The sequence below is a fragment of the Paraburkholderia diazotrophica genome (assembly GCF_900108945.1).
Classification (GTDB): Bacteria; Pseudomonadota; Gammaproteobacteria; order Burkholderiales; family Burkholderiaceae; genus Paraburkholderia; species Paraburkholderia diazotrophica.
Map to the genome: position 1 here is coordinate 34,820 of NZ_FNYE01000010.1, position 16,804 is coordinate 51,623.

The following is a 16,804-nucleotide window of genomic DNA, read 5'->3' on the forward strand; positions in this document are numbered from 1 at the left end:
AACTTTTGCGCGACGGGACGCCGCGATTCGCATTTGCCATTTTGTCACGAAGACGATACATATTGTGTAGCGCTGTAGTTGCTCGGGCGCATTGAATCGAATGGCATCGTCCTTGCATTCCACGAATCTTCGGTATCCAACCCAAGGAGGTCGACAATGAAGCTCGATTTGACGTTCCGCGCAGGCGAAGCGACGGTGTTCGCCGCCCCCGGCCAGGTCACTGACGCGATGCCCGAAATCCTGATAGGCCGTGTCGACGGACCTGTCGGTCACGCGTTTGCCAACATGATGGCGCAGAGCAAGGGACATACGGCCATGTTCGCGATCCGCGCGTGCAATCAGATGGTGCGCCCTGCCACCATGATCGTCCCCAAGGTGACGCTCAGGGACATGACCACCATCGAGCTATTCGGTGGCGTCGTGCAGTCGGCTACGGCGGATGCAATAGTCGATTGCCTGATCGAGGGCATCTTGCCAAAAGATCAGGCTAACGAGCTATGCATCGTCAGCCTCGTGTGGATCGATCCACGCTGCGCCACGGAGACAAATCTCGACAAGAAAGATATGTACCGCACGAACTATGAAGCGACCAAGCTTGCCGTACAACGTGCAATGAACAACGAGCCGAGCGTCGAGACGCTGATTGCCAACCGGCACTCCATCAAGCACGATATGGACGACTGGAGCTGAAACGCGCGCGTTGCGGTGCAAACGATACTGGCGTTTCGACAATCGCGTATGCGCGCCCCGGTCCAGCGCATCGGCACGTGCTTCTGCCGGAGTTGGTATCGCCTCTACCCCTTCAGGGAGAGGCCGGCACGATGCCTGCCACCTATCATGGACGCACTGACGTCAATTGGAACGACGCGCCGTGCTGACGGCTTGCCGGAGGCGTTGCCGTAATCGTTACAAGAGCATCTTGTATGAACGTGAATACCGACGCAGGCCCCTATCGCAACGAGCTGACCCGTCTGTTGGGCTGCCAGCATCCGATCATTTCGGCTGGCATGGGCGGACCGGCACGATCCGAACTCGCGGCAGCCGTTTCCGAAGCAGGTGGATTCGGCCTGCTTGGAATGGTGCGCGAAACGCCCGAGCTGATCGAACGTGAAATCGCCGCCGTGCGCGCCGCGACGCAGCGGCCGTTCGGCGTCAACCTGATTCCGGCAGCAACCGAGCCGTCGCTATTTGCCGCCGAACTCGGCGTCTGCATTGCGACTCGCGTTCCGGCGCTGTGCTTCTTCTGGGATGTCGTGCCCGAGGTCATCAAGAAGACGAAGGATGCCGGGGCTATCGTGCTGTATCAGGTGGGCTCGCTCGAAGACGCGATCGCGGCTGAAAAGGCCGGCGCCGATGTGGTGATCGTTCAGGGTATCGAGGCGGGCGGCCATGTCCGTGGCCGAGCCGGCATCCTGACGCTGCTTCCCGAGGTCGTGCGGCACCTGCGCGTGCCCGTGGTCGCATCGGGCGGAATCGCGACGGGCGGCGGGCTGATCGCTGCGCTCGCAATGGGTGCGTCGGGCGTGCATTGCGGCACGGTGTTCCTGACGACACACGAGTCGTTCGCACACGACTATCACAAGCAACGCATCTGCGAGGCGCGCACTGGCGACACCGTCTACACCGATCTCTTTGCAATCAACTGGCCGCCCAATTCGCCCGTCCGCGTGCTGGCCAACAGTGTGACGGACGAAGCACGCGGGCAGCTTTTCGGACATCACCCGGATCAATTGCCGCGCGAAGTGATTGCGCATGAGGACGGGCGGCCGATCTACCGTTTCAGCACCGATTCGCCGTTGCGCGACACGGTTGGGGATCTGGAGAAAATGGCGCTCTTCGCAGGCGAATCGTCCGCGCTCGTGAGTACGCGAACCTCTGCCGCCGACGTGATCGCTCGCATGTTGCGTGAGGCGAAGGAGGCGCAGCGCGTCATCGCCGCCTACGGGACGTCGGTCAGCAAAGGCGTTGAATAGGCCAGCAAACCAGAGGACATCATGGAGCCGAAACGGCAATCGGTGCACCAGTTGATCGGTGGCGAAGCAGCAGTCGCGCGCCTCGTAAAAACGTTCTACGACATCATCGAAAGCGACCCTGACGGCGCGATCATTCATGCGCTGCATTTAAAGGGCTTCGGGCTCGCGCACGTGCGCCATGCGCAATTCGAGTTTCTGTCGGGCTACTTCGGCGGACCGCAGTACTACCTGGAGCGGATGGGCCACGCAAGTCTGCGCTACATGCACGAGCACATCGAAATCGGGCCATTGGAAGTCGAGGCCTGGTTGACGTGCATGAAAAAAGCGATTCTGGCACTCGGCTATGACGCCCACGTCGAGGCCACGCTGATGCGGCATTTCACGCGAAGCGCTCAAGCGCTGCAAAACAAGGCATAGCGGGCGTCGTGATCTGTATCGCGGAGCCACGGGCTGTCGTACGGCCTATGCTCTGCACTTCCTCGCATCGAGCACTGCCGCGCGCCCGATCTCTGCTCGATTACCCGCATATCGCGCCGCGCACTGGGCCTTCCGCGCATCTACCCCCTCAAACCATATTGACAAGCACGCGTCGAACAACAAATATTGTCGGGAAACTTTGTTGACCAGTGGGAACTAGCAGGAACAGCCGGATCGTTGACAACCGCCGGTGCTGCCGGCACGTCCAAGGAGTTGCCAGGATGGAACACGCAATTCGCAAACGCATCGAGCAAATGTTCTCCCGCGACCGACGCATGGCGCAAATCGCCCTTCTGCTGCTGTGGATCACGTTGGCCTACGTCTATTTCGCCATCACTTCGCAGACGACCGATTCATCCGTGCGCATCGCGCTCACCATCGGCGTGGGCGCGGTGCTCGTTTTCAACTCCGCGTCGATTCTTGCGATGATCCGTCATTACAAGGAAGACAAGGATCACATCTACGGCCTCGACATCCGTCACCTCGACGAGAACCGCGCCCGCAAGGCCGAACTCGCACGGCGCGACGACGAAGTACTCAGTCCCGCCGTCAAGTAAGCGCTCGAATCATCCATCTTTCGCGCATGCCGAGGTCCCTCTCGTTGCCATCCAGGCGACGGAGGCGGTACCCGTATTGACTCCCGGCATGCAGTCCGAAATTGCTAATCAGAAAGGAGACCAGCCATGGCAGCCGATTATGTGCCCCCCGTCCAGAAAGGCTTCGGCCAGCTTGTCGACAGCATCTTTCTGCTCGTGCTGGTGTACTGCAGCCTGCTTGCGCCGCTGTTGCTCAAGACGCCCGACAAGCCGCCAGAAGCCGAAACGGCAAAAGCGCACGTGACGTGGAAAGAGCTTGGACAAAACCCCGCCATGGAAGCGCAATGGCGCAAGCTCGGCTATGACGCCCAGCAAGCCAAGCCGATCATTACCAGCCGTTTCGATTACCAGATCGAACCCGTCTCGCTCATCGTGACGGCGCTCGTGATCGTCGGCTATTTCGTCTTCGTGTTGCGCGTGTCGGAAAAGCAGTACCGGCAAGTGATCGCGGAAAAATTTGGAGAGACATCGTGAACTTCTGGCAATGGCTAAGCAATGCCGCGTGGGGCCTGTCGATTCTGATCTTCGCGTGGATTCTCATCGACGCGTTCAAGGTCCACCGCGATTACGACGACGATTTCCTGACGAGTTCGACGGAAGGCAACGAGTAGATCGACAGACCGACGACAGGCATCATGCCGCAGAGGAGCAGCTCATGAGTGAGGCAGCTGGAGTAGCACAGCCAGGCGAGCGCATCGCGCTACTGAAAGTGTTGGGGCCGATTCACGTGTGGGCGCTTGGCGTCGGCATAGTGCTGGTCGGGGAGTTCATGGGTTGGAACTTCTCCGTCGCAAAGGGCGGTGCGTATGGATCGCTGATCGCCTGCTGGATCATTGGCCTGCTCTATACGTGCGTTGCGATGATCGACTCGGAGGTGACGTCGACCGTCGCGGCCGCAGGCGGGCAATACACGCAGGCAAAGCACATCATCGGGCCTCTGATGGCGTTCAACGTGGGGCTTTATCTGGTGATGGCGTACACGATGCTCGAAGCCGCGGATGCCCTCGTGGTCGGCGACCTGATCAAGGCCGTCGCCACCGACTCGGGCTACGCGAACTTCGACTCGCGTCCATTTACGCTTGTCACGATCGCGTTTCTCGCATGGCTCAACTATCGAGGTGTCTTCGTCACGCTCACGGTCAACTTCGTGATTACGGCTGTGGCGTTCATTGCGATCGTCGTGCTCTTCCTCGGTGTCGCGCCGTGGAACCCCGGGCACATGCTGATTCATCAAGAGTTGCTCACGCAACTGCCGTATGGATGGCTGGGCGTTGTCGCGGCCTTGCAATTCGGCATGTGGTATTACCTCGGTATCGAAGGCACCTGTCAGGCCGCGGAAGAGGTTCGCTCGGCCGGCCGCTCGATTCCGCTCGGTACGATGTGCGGCATGATCACGCTTCTCGTCGCGGCGGCGATGACGTGGTATGTCGCCACCGGCCTGATGCCCTGGGAATATCTCGGTCAGGCAGTGACCCCGCTCTACGACGCAGCGCGGCTCTCCGGCAGCAAAGGCTTGCAGACGCTGCTCTTCGTGGGCACGTTGTTCTCGGCGGTCGCGTCGGCCAATGGCTGCATCAACGATGCGTCACGCGCATGGTTCTCGATGTCCCGCGACCGCTATATGCCAAGCTGGTTCGGCGCCGTGCATCCGCGCTACCGCACGCCTTATCGCGCGATCATTTTTCTCGTGCCGATTGCCATTTCGTTTGCGTTCACGGGCCTGCTCGATCAGGTGATCACGTTCTCGATTCTCTCTGGCCTGCTCGGCTATACGTTCATGTCGATCAATATCGTCAAGTTCCGCCGGCAGTGGCCTCTTGGCAGCATCAATCGCGGCTATATCCACCCGTTCCATCCGATTCCCGCAATCGTGCTGGCGATACTGTGCATTGCGACCTACTTCGCAACCTATCTTGGCTATGGCACTTCGCTGCTGTCGATCATGGCGTTTTACATCATGGCCTCGATCTGGTTCGCGCTGCATCGCTACAAGTACGTCAAGCGCGGCGATCAGTTCACGATGGACTGGCCACGCCCGAAGCACTATTGATGTGGCGCGTCTTGACATGCAATCGACCGGGATCGTCCTTGCCGTCGTCTTTCTCGCCGTGCTAGCGGTGATGCACCAGCGCGATCGCCGTGCACTGAGAGCGGAACGACGCAAACTGTTCGACGCGTGCTTCGCGCTCTTCGAACGACATCGCCTGACACAGGACGCCGTCGCCTGGCCCGTGCTGGCCGGCACCTATGATGGGCATGAGGTGCATATCGCGCCGCTCGTCGACGACGTCGGGTTTCGCAAAGTGCCGTCGCTCTGGCTGCGCGTGACGGTCAAGCGCGCATTGCCGATGTCGGGAACCGTCGATATGCTCGCGCGCGCACAGAACACGGAGTTCTATTCACCTGCCGATGGCTTGCCCGTGCGGGTCGCGACGCCGCACGCATGGCCAGGCCAGATGACAATCAAGGCCGACAGGCCCGCTGCGCAACTGCCGCTTGCCGTGCTCGATCCTCATGTGAAGCGATTCTTTGCCGACCCGCGCGCGAAGGAGATGCTGGTTACGCAGCATGGCGTGAGGATGGTCTATCAGGCACACGGTGCCGGGCGCAGCGAGTATCTCGTGCTGCGTCGGGCTGTGTTTCGCGACGCGCGGTTGCCGGCGACGCTGGTCAGATCGCTGCTGGATCAGGCAGTACAGGTGTGCGCCGATGTGATGAAAGGAGATGTTCATGGTCAAGCCTGACACCGCACGGCCCGTGCATCCGTATATCGTGCTGCTGGCGGCCGTGCTGTTGCCGGGTGCCGGGCAACTGATCAACAGGATGCCGACGCGCGCGCTGATCATGCTGTTTTTCATGCTGTCGCTTGGGTTCGTTACGCTGCAGCTTGCGGCGCCGGGGCGCTCGTTTATCGGACGGCATGCGGGAGGCGTGTTCGTCTATGCCATCGCCGTGATGGATGCCTATCTGATCGCCCGGTATCGCTGGGAGATGTTTCGTAGTCGCCTCGCTGTCTGATGACGATTTTCCGACCGGCTTATCGGCACAGGCCACTGTGCTGGCCGCGCTTCGTGTCGCTCTGCTTCAGAGCCGCCGACCTTCCATCATGTGCAAGCGCGTCTTTTCGGCCGGCCCGTGTGTCGATAAGGCCCGCGACGGCGTCGCGCTGGAAGAGTGAAAAGCAGCCTCGATGCGCGTGCAACCGCCAAGGCGCTGTCATTCGACGACACAAAAAAGAAAAAGCTCACGGCGATCGGATAGACACGTGTTACCTACCCTGAGGTATTGCGGGTCGCCTGTTGAGCATTGCACCATGGACCCGTGAATCGCTACTCGAAATCGGCGGATGGCTGGCGCGAAGCGGTGTGCGGCATGTGATCAAGAGCCGTAAAAGCCGAAGCTGCTGGCCGCTACCATATCGTCACGTGGCCATCACATCATTTCGCCGTGTTTCCGGCGTAGTGGAGAATCGAGCTTGAACAGAACCGAATACATTGCCCGGATCAAGGCAGCGTACGAAGGCGAACTCTATGGGGAAACGTGGTTCGCCACCATGGCCGGCCACGCGGTCGCACCAGACCGACAGCGCAAGCTCGCCGCGATCGCGCAACTCGAATATCAGACGCGTAGCCGCATGACGCCGCTGATCACCCGCCTCGGCATCACCGGGATCGACGAAGCGGCTCAACGTGAAAAGGGAATGCGGCTCGCACGGGAACACGCGAGGCAGTCGTGGCCGGCGTTCATCGGATGGTTTATCGAAGAGATCGGGCGCTTCGTCACGCTTTACGACGAGATGGAGCGCAACAGCACGGAAGAGGACGCGGCGATACTAGGCGAACTGGCGCGCCATGAACGCGCGTTGCTCGAATTCGCCCGCCTTGAAGCGGCGGGTCTGCCCGACCGTTCGCTCGAACCCGTGCTCGCGCTGCTGAACACGCGGAGCGCCGTGAACTCCGGCTGACACAGCGCTCACGTCACGTCAACGGCGTCGCCGCCGACGTCCCATCCGGAAGCAGCCAGCACATGATCGAGTACTTTCTTTGGGTCGGTCCTGCCATGTCCGATCGACGCGCAGCCGATCCGCGTCGGCACCTTGAATTCGTGGCCCTCCACGCGAACGGGTGCTTCAAGCAGTTTCTGCAGATTCTCCTGCAGCTCGTCGAGCACGGCATCCGGATGCTCCGCTGCACGTTGCGCCAGCTGCTGCGCATCGCCGCACCACGCGAGCGCATCCGCGCTGAAGTCGACCACGAGCACGACGAACACATGCGGGTCGAGCAACGTCGCACAATTGAGCTGTCCTTGCGTGACCTCGAGCCGCCTGCCGAGGTCGATCATCACCCGATCCGCGTAGTCCTGGCCAAAGCGTGTTGCCACGTGCTCAAGTTCGCCGACGTTGATCGCGAACACCGCGCACGGCAGCGCAGTGCGCGCCGAAATGGCCGCGGAAAACTCCAGCCGGTCGATAAACATCGACGCGCTCGTGAGCCCCGTCGAGTGCTCGAACGTCAGCCGTCGGTGCGCATTCTCTTCGACCATCTGCCGGCGCGCCACCTCCACGATGAACCCTTCGAGTCCCATCAGCTCGTCGCGAGCCGAATAGACACCGCAGCCCTGATCCCACACCCACTTGGTCTGACCAGAGCGGTCCACGATCCGGTAAGTCAGCTCGTAGGGCTCGCGAGCCACCACGCGCGCCTGCACTTCGTTCCAGACGAATTCGCGATCATCCGGATGAATCAGCGAGCGGAACGTCATGCGGCTCTCGTCGATCAGCTCGAACGCCTCGTAGCCCGTCAGATCGAAGCATCCCTCGCTGACGAATTCCATCGACCAGTCGCGGTTGTTTTGCCCGCGATAGATCATCGCCCGCAGATTGGACAGCAGCGTGCGCAAGCTGTGCCGGCTCGCGCGCAGCGCTTCTTCGTTGCGGCGGCGATTCGACACGTCCGTCACAAGACCGACGGCGCCGACCAGACTGCCTTCGTCGTCGGTCACGGCGTGGCAGCGCAGTTCGACGTGAGCCGTCGTATTGTCGGCGCGGATGAGCCGCGCTTCCGTCACCAGTTCGCTCAGGTGGCCGTCGAGCAGCGCCTTCACGCGCGCATTCAGCGTTTCGGCATCTTCGGGGTGATAGAACGACGCGAGCGGCTTGGGCTCGGCGTCGGTGCCGACCGCGCGCACGAGGTTGCGCCAGGCAGGATTCCAAAAGATCAGACGTAACTCGCGGTCGACGCGAAAGAGCGCCTGAGGCAGTTGCAAAACGGCATCCTTGCAATGGTGCAGCAATTGAAGCTCGCTGCGCTGCGCGTCCACGCTCGTATAAGGCGCGGGAAACTGCAGCAGCGTCATGCTCGAGCCCCGCGCGCGCAACGCCGTGACGGAATGCAGACGGAAGCCGCCGTCGCCATAGGCGATCCGCAGCGAGCCCGAGGTGCGCTCTTCGCCGTCGCGAGACTGGGTGAGCAATGCCGTCAAATCGAGCAGCGACTGCGGATGCACGAGGTTGCTGAACGGCATGCCGACGATTTCATCCGCGTAGGGCTCCCAGCGCGCATGCTTGAGAAACGCGCTGTTGACGAACACGAGCGCGTCGTTATCGAGCAGCACGGCGGGCGTCGAAAGATTGGCGGCAAACGCGCCGAGTTCGGGCGATGAGCCGGTCGCGCGCACGATGCGCGGCGCGGTGCGGCGCGCGCCATACGCCATGCTGAGCAGCAAAGCCGCAACGCACCCTGCCAGCCCGATCGAGACATACAATAGACCATTGCTGTCGGGGCTGTATCCGAGTCTGGGAATCACCAGTGCAGCCACCGCAGCCAGCAATACCGTGGCGAACAGATAAACCGACATGACGTTCTCGCTTCAGAAAACTGGATCACTGATCGTGAGCGCGTGCGTTGCGCGTCACGACTTAACCCGCCCATGAATATGGACAAGTCTGCGCCCATTCACCGCTATCCGCTATACGCAAAGGTCTGCCTGCTGCTCACCTGCATCGTCGCCCTGATTGCGTTGCTCTACGTGGGCACGCTGATGCAGACGAGAGGAAATGAAGGCTTCCGGCAGACGCTGTTCTCTCTCGACGAAGCGATGAGATTGAGGCACAGGGCGGTAGATCTGCAGTCGGGTTCACCCGATACGGCCCGTGCACTGAGGGATCTGGCCGACTCGCTTGTTCGCAACGATACGCTACTGAACGACTGGAGGCAACGCGGTGCGCCCACGCCCGAACTCACCGCGTCGCTTGCGGCTGCGAACGCGGCGTCTGCGGCCGAACGTGAGCGAGTGCCGGATACGAAGCTCGCGACGCTCGACGCGCTGCGCTCTCAGGTTGCCTACCAGGCTCAGGTGCATACGGCCGTGCTGGGACTGCTGCAGGCCTGCACCGTGTGTCTGCTGGTCTTCGGCATCGTTTTGCTGGCATGGAGCGCGCGACGCGCGCTTCTCACGCGGCCACGCGAGGCATTGCAGGCGCTCGCGCAAACGGGTGAGGCCGTGCCGCAAGGCCGCGATGAAATCGATCGCCTGCTGAAGCTCCTGGCGCAACTCGCCGTGCGCCTGCGCACCGAGCAGGACGAGTCGGCGCGGCTCAAGCGGATCGTCGAAGACTATATTGCGTTCGCCGACCAGTCGCTCGAACTGCTGCATCACATTTGCGCGCAGCTCGCCGAAGAAGAGCCCTCCGGACGGACGCTCGAAGCCCTGCTGCAACGTCTCGTCGCCGTGCTTCGCGCGCGGCGCATCGCGCTGGTGATGACGGAAGCGACCGCGCAGCTGCTCGACGTCGATTCCGTCGTCTCGCCGAACGGCGATGTGCCCGCCATCGTGCGTTCACGCGTCACGAACGAACTGATGACGCTCGTCGGCACCCACACCTTCTCACCGCTCGAAGGCGGCGACGCACCGCCCGTGCTGGCGGCCCCCGTGCGCGTGCCGCTCGCAAGCTACGGCGTGCTGATCGCGGAAGGCGAGTCGGACACGCGCTTCGAGCAACGTCACCTGTATCTGATGGAGACCATCGCGAGCGTGCTGGCCCACGCGATCTCCAACGTCAGCCGCGATGTGCGCGACCGGCGCATGGCACTGTTCGAAGAACGCAATGCCATTGCGCGCGAGTTGCATGACTCGCTTGCCCAATCGCTGTCGTACATGAAGATCCAGCTTGCCCGCCTGCAAGCCGTGCTGCCGCCCGAACTCGCGCAAACCGACATCGCCGAAATTGCGCGCGGCATCCGCGAGGGCATCGACAGCGCCTATCGGCAGTTGCGAGAACTGCTGACGACGTTTCGCTCGCCGATGCACGCGCATGGCCTTGCTTCCACGCTCGAAGAGCTCGCCGAGGAATTCGGCTCGCGCAGCGAAGTGCAAATCTCTATTGACAACCGTGTGCCGCGCGTACGGTTGACAGTCAACGAGGAAATGCATGTCGCGCAGATCGTGCGCGAAGCACTGACGAACGTGATTCGCCATGCGCGCGCGACGACGGCACAGGTGCAACTGATGTCCGACGGCCACGCGATGACGGTGTCGATCGAGGACGACGGCCGCGGCATCGACCGCACCCAGGGCGACGAACATCACTACGGTCTGTCGATCATGCGCGAGCGGGCCCGCAGCCTCGGCGGCCGGCTCGAAGTAAAGGCCGTCGAACGCGGCTCGCGCGTCGTATTGAGCTTTGTCCCGGCTGCGCTCGCCGCACACAAGGCGCGCGCCGTCAGCGGCGCGGGCGTGCGTTGAACGGCTTTTCGGAAGGCGATCCTAGAACTTGTGCAACATCGCGATCCGGGCAACCGCCTGATTGCCCGACGAAGACACACCGCTCGAACCAATGATGTGCGCACCGTCGAAGTCGGTTCCCGTCTTGCCGTTCGTGTGCTGCCACGCGCTCTGTACATAGACCGAGGTCCGCTTGCTGAGACTGTAGTTCAGCATGAGCGCGACCTGGTGCCAGTTTGGACTGTCGCTGCCCGTGGCGGATTCGAGCCGTCCGTGCGTGTAGGTATATGCGCCGATCAGCGCGAGCTCCGGCATCAGGTAGTACTGTCCGTTGATCTCGACGTTGTCGAATTTCCACGATGTCCACGCTTGCGTGCCGATGTTCGGGGCATAGGCATTTGCGGTGGGCGACGTAACCGATACGTGCGAATACGCGAGCGACACATTGGCGTTTTCCGAGAACGTCCATTTCACGCCCGCGTCGATGTTCTCCTGCTTCGGGGCGACGAATACGGCGTCGGACGTAATAGCGCCGTCTGTCGTCGTACCGACTCCATTCAGATGCAGGTAAGCGACCACGAGCGACAGCGGACCGACGGTGTACGTCAGCCCCGCGCTATAGGCCCGGTTAGCGGAAAAGTTCGTCGCGTTGCTGAAGCCGTACACGCCTTCCAGCTGGAACCCGTACAAGGCCGGAGAGACGTACTTGATCGAATTGTTGAGCCGGAAATCGAAGTCCGCGTTGTCATTGTCGAACGGATGCGCAGCCAGATCGCCGATCGAGCTTCCAGCAGCCGTGAACGGACTCCACATATCGACGGTTGCATCGTACTGTCGGCCGAGCGTGAGCGTGCCCGCCGGTGTCGACGACAATCCGACGAATGCCTGGCGGCCGAACAGGCGGCCGCCCTCATTGAGCTGACCCGTATTCAGATTTGAGCCGTTTTCGAGGGTAAAGATCGCACTGAGCCCGCCGCCGAGATCTTCCGTGCCCTTCAGGCCAAAACTGGTTTCTGCCGTGTCGCCGCTCACCATCGCGAAGCTATGATGGCCACCTGAGTTGCTCGTGTAATTCAAGCCCGTATCCAGCACGCCATAGAGCGTCACGGAGCTCTGCGCATAACTGTTTCCACTCAGGCACAGCGCTAGAAAGGCCGCATTGCGAAGCATGTATTTCATCTAGGGTTCCCCTTGGGCGATACGCCGCCGCACATCGGGCGGGCAACTGCCATGCGCGTAAGCACATCGCGCCGCCAAAGCGGTGCGATGTGCATTTCGATCAGACCGGGAGCGAACTACAGAACTGCGGAATTACAGAACTGCGGAACTGCAGAAACTACAGATAGGGCTGCTCGATGGCGGGCAATTCGCCGGGGACTTCGGCATCTGCCTTTACACCCATGAATGCAGCAAGGCGCCGCGAAAAATGATCGCGCACGAAGAGCTGCCGTCCACAGCCGCTGCAAGCCACGATGTTTTGCGTGACGCGCTCGTTGAACGCGTGACAGTGAATGCAGTACACGCGCCGCTGCCAAGTACCGCTGTGCTGCAACCGGATCGCTTCGGGCGCAAGCGCGTACCGCTGCGCAATGCGCCCCACGGACCAGATGAACGGCTCACTGCCGAGCGCATAGATGCGCAAGCCGACGGTCGCCGTCGCCGGGTCGCGCAACGCCTCGTCCAACGCATCGAAGAGCGCGGCTTCGTTCGCGAACTTGCGCTCTGTCGCGTCATGAAACGTGACGCCCGCCCCGTGCCTCGCGGGGTCATTCACTTCCCACACGTCCATCGGCAGAAGCCCGGCGAGCGCGAGGCTCACACGCACGCAATCCTCGTTGCTCGCGCCGTTCGTGACGAACCAGTGGCGCGTGCCGCTCGGGTCGGGAGCAAGCGGCACGTATTCGGGCCGGCTTTTGTTGGTCGATATCATGGCTGTTCGATCCGTTCGACAAGAGGTTCAGTAGATAGCGAGGCTATGCGTCACCGCGACGACCACGATCCCCGCCACCACCGTCACGTATGGCAGGATGCCCGCGCGCCGGGCGACCTGGCCCGAGCCGACGAGTTGCATGTCCTCTTTCATCGCATCGGGGAAATGCCCCTTGTCGGTCACGTAGTGGCGGAACAGGAACACGGGCAAAATCAGCGCCGCGAAGCACAGTCCCGAGATCAGCGTGCCCGAGCCCCAGATGTCCGCGCCCATGCCGAGCAGCGCAAGATTGACGAACGAAAACAGCGTACCGAGCGCGAGCAGCCAGTTCGGCGCACGGAACGGCCGGCTCCAGTCGGGTCGGTCCAGCCGGTGAATCCACGCTGAATTGAGGTTCAGGAAGTTGAAGATGATGTAACCGACGTTCGACATCGCCAGCACGAACACATAGTCGGACATCAGCAGCAGGACCAGGTTGAAGCACAGGTCCGTCCACATCGCACGCGTCGGCGCGCCGTGCTCGTTGACGTGCGACAGGTACTTGGGCAGCCAGCCATCGACGGATGCCTGATACAGCGTGCGCGAAGACCCCGCCATCGACGTCATGATCGCCAGCACGAGCGCCAGCACCAGCATCACGATCAGCACACGTTCGACCAGCAGCCCGCCGTGAATCATCGGTGCCATCGCTTTCGCGACGCCCATCCCGCTATAGATATCGGGCGAAAGCATGCCGTCATACACGGCCGGCGTGACGATATTGCCCGCTGCATCCTTGACGGCAGGCGACACCATATGACCGAGACCCAGCACGCCCTGGAACGCCAGCGGCACGACGGTGAACACGAAGATGCACAAGAGGCCCGAATACAGAATGGCCTTGAACGTGTCGACCTTCGGATTGCGGAATTCACGCGTATAGCAGACGGCCGTTTCGAAACCGTATGTGGACCACGCCGCGATGAACAACCCGCCCGCCATCAACGTGATGCCCGCGCGATCCCAGGTGCCGTCGACGATCTGACCGGCGCCGTCCTTCGCGAACGGCACGAGCGGAAAGAGGTTGTGCATCGGCAGATCGCCGCTGAAAAGCGGCACTGTCCCGACGAGGATCAGCGGGACGAGAGCGGCCACGCCGAGTATCGTCTGGATGCGCGCTGCGTTCAGAATGCCCCGGTGCTGGATCGCGAACGTGATGAGCAGCACGACGGCGCCGAGTATGAACGTCGAGTTGATCCGCAGGCTGAGCCCCGAACGGATCCAGTCGAGACTCACCAGCGTGATCTGCCAGGTATTGATCGCCGCGTCCGCGGGGAATAGCACGGAGAGAATGTAGCCGGCTGCGAGTCCCGAGCCGATCGCGAGCACGGGCGACCACGCGAACCAGTTGCACCAGACCGACAGTGGCGCGAACAGCTTCGAATAGCGGACCCATGCGATCGCGCCATAGACGGACGCGCCGCCCGACTTGTGAGGAAAGAGACCCGCAATCTCCGCATACGAGAACGACTGGATGAAGCCGAGCCCGATCGAGACGATCCATACCGCCCAAGACAGCTTGCCGACCGTCGCCGCGATCGAACCGATCGAAAACAGCACGAGCGCGGGTACGCCGCTCGCCACCCAGAATGCACCCGTCCAGCTGATCTTTCGATGCAAGGTACCGTCGGCTGTTTCGACGGCGTAGTCTTCGGAAACCGCACTCATAACTGTCATCCTTTTTCCGGTGGAATACCGATTGTGGGAATCGTTCCGCGTGAAATTGCCCGCACCACGCCGCAGCAACGCGAGCGCGGGAAGGAAGCACTGCAACAGCTTGTGATTGTAAAAACCCTGTACCCCGGCGAATATCGGCCTAGGCGACTTCCGCCCCGAGCTGCTCGACTTCCGGATGCGTGCCCTTCGCGATCTCGGCGCCATCGTCCAACGGTGCGAGCCAGTCGATGGCCGTCTGGCGATAGCGCGTGAGGCCCTTGTATTCGGCCAGCTCCTGCGGCAGCGTCGACAGCACACGATGCAGACGCTTGCCCCACTTCGGCACGCGCGCCAGTTCGCCGAGTCCGATCAGGTAGCAGCGCACGCAAAAGAGAATCGCGTTGCTGCGGGGCAGGCGAAAGAGCGTCTGCAGCTCGACGCGCAGATGCAGCTTGTCGCCGACGTTTTGCGGCGTCACGCTCGCCCGGTCCGGGCCCCACTCGTGGTAGTTCTCCGGCGAGGTATCGAGGCGCGGATTGACGGTCATCGTCCAGTTCAGCCGCCGCACCGGCGCGCCCAGTTGCAGACGCAACAGGAACTTGAGCGCGCGCTCGAAGATGCCTGCCTGGTGCGCAAGCGGCACAGGGCCGTGCCATTCGACGAAGTTCATACCCAGATCGAAGTCCAGCGACCAGTCCGCCTGGGTCGTGACCATGCCGCCGTCCATGAACAGGTTGTCGTCGCGCTGGTCGATCAGGACGTAATCGCCCTGCGCCTGGCGCGTAATGTATTCGAACGGAGGACAGGGCAACGTGCTGTCGTCGCCGAAGGTGAAGGTCTGCTCGAGACCGAGCGGACGGTTTGTCCATTTCCACCTGTCCCCGCTGCGCTCCAGCGCGAAGTGCTCAGGGTAGTCCTCGGCGAGGCTTTCCATGATGAGTTCGAGCGTGTCCCACTGCGCCGGTCCCATGTGGTCGAGCACCTGGCAGCGCATCGGATCGCGTTCGAGCGTCAGTGCGCGGTCACGGCATTCCGCGACATAGTGTTCGTCGATATCGAAGGCCGACAGGAACACGGGCGAGTTGCCTTCCTTCACATGCGGCTCGATGTTGACCGAGTACATGTACTTGTCTTCCGGGAACGGAAATGGAAAGCGCAGGATCGCCTCGTCGCTGTTGCGGAACGTGAACGTATCGCGGAAGGTTTCTTCCGTCTTGAAGTCCATGGCCATGATCTACCCCTGACTTTAGATGTTCAGTACGAGGCGTTCGCTTCGCGCGCGGGACACACAGGGCAGCATCTGCCCACCTGTGGCCCGCTCCGCCTCGCCGAGGCAGAAATCGCGATGGTCAGGCTCGCCGTCGAGCACTTCCAGCGCGCACGTCCCGCATGCGCCGCCCCGGCACATGTACGGTGCGTCCACGCCCTCGCGTTCCAATGCTTCGAGAAGGCTTTCGTCGCTGCGCACATTCACCTCGCGGCCCGTTTGCGCGAGCACCGCGGTAAAAGGCGCGCCGTGCGAGCCGCCGCCGAAGCTCTCCTGATGAAAGTGGCTCGCGGGCCAACCCAGCGCGCGCGCCGTGCGGGCGACGCCGTTCATCAGCCCTTCCGGTCCGCACGTATAGAGATGGGTGCCCACCGGTTGTGCAGCGAGCAGCGCGCCAAAGCGTTCGCTCGCGTCGCACAGATCGGTGTAGACGGCGATGTCTGCCGAGGTGCGCTTCGCGATCAGCTCTCTGAACGCCGCCTCGTCTTCGGGACGGCAGCACAGATGCATCTCGACACGCGCACGCGCTTGCGCCAGGTCCGGCAGCATCGACAGGAACGGTGTGAGGCCGATACCTCCTGCGATCATCACGTGCTTCGCAGCACAACGCGCGATCGGGAAAAAGTTCGACGGCATCGAGATTTCAAGCTCGCTGCCTTCGTGCACGTCGCTGTGCATGAAGGCCGAGCCGCCGCGCGACTGAGGCACGCGTCGCACCATGATCTGATAAGCGTCACGCGAGCCGGCGGGCGTCGTCAGCGAATAGGCGTTGCGCCAGAGGCGTTCCTTGCCGCGCATCGTCACCACGACATGACTGCCTGCGGAGTACGCCGGAAGCCGTCCGCCCTGGGCGCTCTCCAGCGTAAAACGTCGCACGTCCTGCGTCACCGATTCGACGCGCGCGACACGTACGGGGATCGTTCTCGAAGCATTCATGCCGTCGACACCTCCATAGGTCTGATCGGGTGGGCGTGAGTGACAAGCGATGCTTGCCCTTCGCGTCGTTGCATTCATGGACGTAGCATCGGCCTGCAATAAACCGTTATCAATGATTCAGTGGGGGTAGTCCCTGCGCAGTAATGGTTGCCGCGCACTACCCTGCCCGCCGCGCCATCTTCTTCTTTGCGAAGCTCCCCCTTGCGTG

17 protein-coding genes are annotated in these 16,804 nt (G+C 61.9%); 11 read left to right on the plus strand and 6 right to left on the minus strand.

Annotated elements, in window-relative coordinates:
• Positions 1-156: 156 nt before the first annotated feature.
• The 10 genes from fae (at position 157) to BMW76_RS14940 (ending at position 7,010) form a co-directional block, all read left to right on the plus strand.
• Entirely contained in the window at positions 157-690 is a 534-nt protein-coding gene (gene fae, locus BMW76_RS14900; RefSeq protein WP_090866184.1) for a formaldehyde-activating enzyme, read from the plus strand.
• Positions 691-923: 233 nt separating this feature from the next.
• The gene (locus BMW76_RS14905) at positions 924-1,973 is read left to right on the plus strand and encodes an NAD(P)H-dependent flavin oxidoreductase (RefSeq protein ID WP_090866186.1); all 1,050 of its coding nucleotides are present in this window, start codon (positions 924-926) and stop codon (positions 1,971-1,973) included.
• A 21-nt stretch (positions 1,974-1,994) separates the two neighbouring features.
• Positions 1,995-2,390 carry a group II truncated hemoglobin gene (locus BMW76_RS14910; protein ID WP_090866188.1) on the plus strand — a complete coding sequence of 132 codons (396 nt, stop codon included), beginning with the start codon at positions 1,995-1,997 and terminating at the stop codon, positions 2,388-2,390.
• 281 nt (positions 2,391-2,671) lie between these two features.
• Positions 2,672-3,007 (plus strand): hypothetical protein, encoded by a 336-nt coding sequence (locus BMW76_RS14915; RefSeq protein ID WP_090866190.1) that lies wholly within the window; start codon positions 2,672-2,674, stop codon positions 3,005-3,007.
• Between the two features lie 126 nt (positions 3,008-3,133).
• Complete coding sequence (locus BMW76_RS14920; RefSeq protein ID WP_090866192.1) at positions 3,134-3,520, plus strand: hypothetical protein; 387 nt, start codon at positions 3,134-3,136, stop codon at positions 3,518-3,520.
• Positions 3,517-3,657 (plus strand): hypothetical protein, encoded by a 141-nt coding sequence (locus BMW76_RS41135; protein ID WP_177200392.1) that lies wholly within the window; start codon positions 3,517-3,519, stop codon positions 3,655-3,657. Before BMW76_RS14920 ends, BMW76_RS41135 begins: the two co-directional genes overlap by 4 nt.
• 44 nt (positions 3,658-3,701) lie before the next feature.
• Positions 3,702-5,096 carry an APC family permease gene (locus BMW76_RS14925; protein ID WP_090866193.1) on the plus strand — a complete coding sequence of 465 codons (1,395 nt, stop codon included), beginning with the start codon at positions 3,702-3,704 and terminating at the stop codon, positions 5,094-5,096.
• Positions 5,097-5,112: 16 nt separating this feature from the next.
• Complete coding sequence (locus tag BMW76_RS14930) at positions 5,113-5,790, plus strand: hypothetical protein (RefSeq protein ID WP_090866195.1); 678 nt, start codon at positions 5,113-5,115, stop codon at positions 5,788-5,790.
• Positions 5,777-6,064, plus strand: coding sequence for a hypothetical protein (locus BMW76_RS14935; protein WP_245763236.1), 288 nt, complete (start codon positions 5,777-5,779; stop codon positions 6,062-6,064). Before BMW76_RS14930 ends, BMW76_RS14935 begins: the two co-directional genes overlap by 14 nt.
• Positions 6,065-6,521: 457 nt before the next feature.
• Positions 6,522-7,010, plus strand: coding sequence for a hypothetical protein (locus BMW76_RS14940; protein ID WP_090866199.1), 489 nt, complete (start codon positions 6,522-6,524; stop codon positions 7,008-7,010).
• An 8-nt stretch (positions 7,011-7,018) separates the two neighbouring features.
• Here BMW76_RS14940 and BMW76_RS14945 read toward each other — a convergent pair whose 3' ends face one another.
• On the minus strand, positions 7,019-8,902 hold the full coding sequence (locus BMW76_RS14945) for a sensor domain-containing diguanylate cyclase (RefSeq protein WP_090866201.1): 1,884 nt from the start codon (positions 8,900-8,902) through the stop codon (positions 7,019-7,021).
• A 72-nt stretch (positions 8,903-8,974) separates the two neighbouring features.
• Here BMW76_RS14945 and BMW76_RS14950 point away from each other — a divergent pair, with 72 nt between their 5' ends.
• On the plus strand, positions 8,975-10,789 hold the full coding sequence (locus BMW76_RS14950) for a histidine kinase (RefSeq protein WP_090866203.1): 1,815 nt from the start codon (positions 8,975-8,977) through the stop codon (positions 10,787-10,789).
• A 21-nt stretch (positions 10,790-10,810) separates the two neighbouring features.
• Here BMW76_RS14950 and BMW76_RS14955 read toward each other — a convergent pair whose 3' ends face one another.
• From BMW76_RS14955 to BMW76_RS14975, 5 genes are all read right to left on the minus strand, one after another.
• Positions 10,811-11,947 (minus strand): porin, encoded by a 1,137-nt coding sequence (locus tag BMW76_RS14955; RefSeq protein WP_090866206.1) that lies wholly within the window; start codon positions 11,945-11,947, stop codon positions 10,811-10,813.
• Between the two features lie 157 nt (positions 11,948-12,104).
• Entirely contained in the window at positions 12,105-12,698 is a 594-nt protein-coding gene (locus BMW76_RS14960) for a dimethylamine monooxygenase subunit DmmA family protein (protein WP_090866208.1), read from the minus strand.
• A gap of 27 nt (positions 12,699-12,725) precedes the next feature.
• The gene (locus BMW76_RS14965) at positions 12,726-14,405 is read right to left on the minus strand and encodes an APC family permease (RefSeq protein ID WP_090866210.1); all 1,680 of its coding nucleotides are present in this window, start codon (positions 14,403-14,405) and stop codon (positions 12,726-12,728) included.
• A gap of 148 nt (positions 14,406-14,553) precedes the next feature.
• Positions 14,554-15,624, minus strand: coding sequence for a heme-dependent oxidative N-demethylase family protein (locus tag BMW76_RS14970; RefSeq protein WP_090866212.1), 1,071 nt, complete (start codon positions 15,622-15,624; stop codon positions 14,554-14,556).
• A 15-nt stretch (positions 15,625-15,639) separates the two neighbouring features.
• A complete protein-coding gene (locus BMW76_RS14975; protein ID WP_090866216.1) occupies positions 15,640-16,596 on the minus strand; it encodes a PDR/VanB family oxidoreductase in 957 nt (318 codons plus the stop codon).
• Between the last annotated feature and the right edge of the window lie 208 nt (positions 16,597-16,804).